1 protein-coding gene is annotated in these 794 nt (G+C 61.7%); it reads left to right on the top strand.

What is annotated here, in order from left to right; genetic code table 11:
• Nucleotides 1-42: 42 nt before the first annotated feature.
• Nucleotides 43-759, top strand: a complete 717-nt coding sequence (locus A5692_RS26975) for a sensor domain-containing protein (RefSeq protein ID WP_082963140.1) — start codon at nucleotides 43-45, stop codon at nucleotides 757-759.
• Nucleotides 760-794 lie beyond the last annotated feature (35 nt).

Raw genomic sequence — 794 nt, 5'->3', positions numbered from 1 at the left:
GTCGAGAAGATACCGATTTCGCCCCTTCTGCAAGGAGACGAAATGAGGATTCGTTTCATTGTTTCGGCACTCGGGGCGGGTGTCGTGGCGTTAGCGGTTGGGTGTGGCGTCGGGCAGGGTGGCGGCCACAGCACAACGCAAGCGCCGCCCAAGGTGACGACCACAGTGGCCCCCACCCTTACCCCCGACGCCATCGACTCGCTGATCTTGGCGCCGGACCTGATTAGCGAGATTGTCGGTGCGAAACTCAACTGGGCGTCCAAACCTCCGCCCGGCGCGACCTCCCCGCCCGTGGCCGCCTTCGCCGACGAGGGTGACCCCGAGTGCGAACCGCTGATCGCGCCAGACACGTACTCGGTGGGGGTGGCTTACACCGCGTGGCGGAGCAATCTCTACAAAGAGGACAAGGACACGTACGAGCATGCGGTCCGTCAAGCCGTTGCGACGGTCGTCGATTCCAAAGCAGCGACGGTGTTGCTTGGCAACGCTTTTGCCAAGCGTCTCGACGCCTGCAGCAATGCCGTCATCCACCTGAGCGGCAAATATCGATGGAGATTCCAGAAGACCGACGCGACCGATACGGGAGTGCGGTGGACGGGAACGGAACTAGAGGACGGGAAGCCCACCGGTTGGATCTGCCCCAACGTGGCGCGCGCGAAGAACAATGTGATCATCACTGCGCAGGTGTGCCAATACGGCAATGGCGCTCCGGCCACCGCGACAATTCTGGACAAGATGTCGGAGAAGATACCCCGATAGACCCGGGAGAATCGGAATACTTTGTGCAGGATCCG

Source organism: Mycobacterium sp. E342 (assembly GCF_001667665.1).
Classification (GTDB): domain Bacteria; phylum Actinomycetota; class Actinomycetes; order Mycobacteriales; family Mycobacteriaceae; genus Mycobacterium.
Note: the sequence above shows the minus strand (reverse complement) of the source record. Positions and strands in the feature narration are given on the sequence as shown.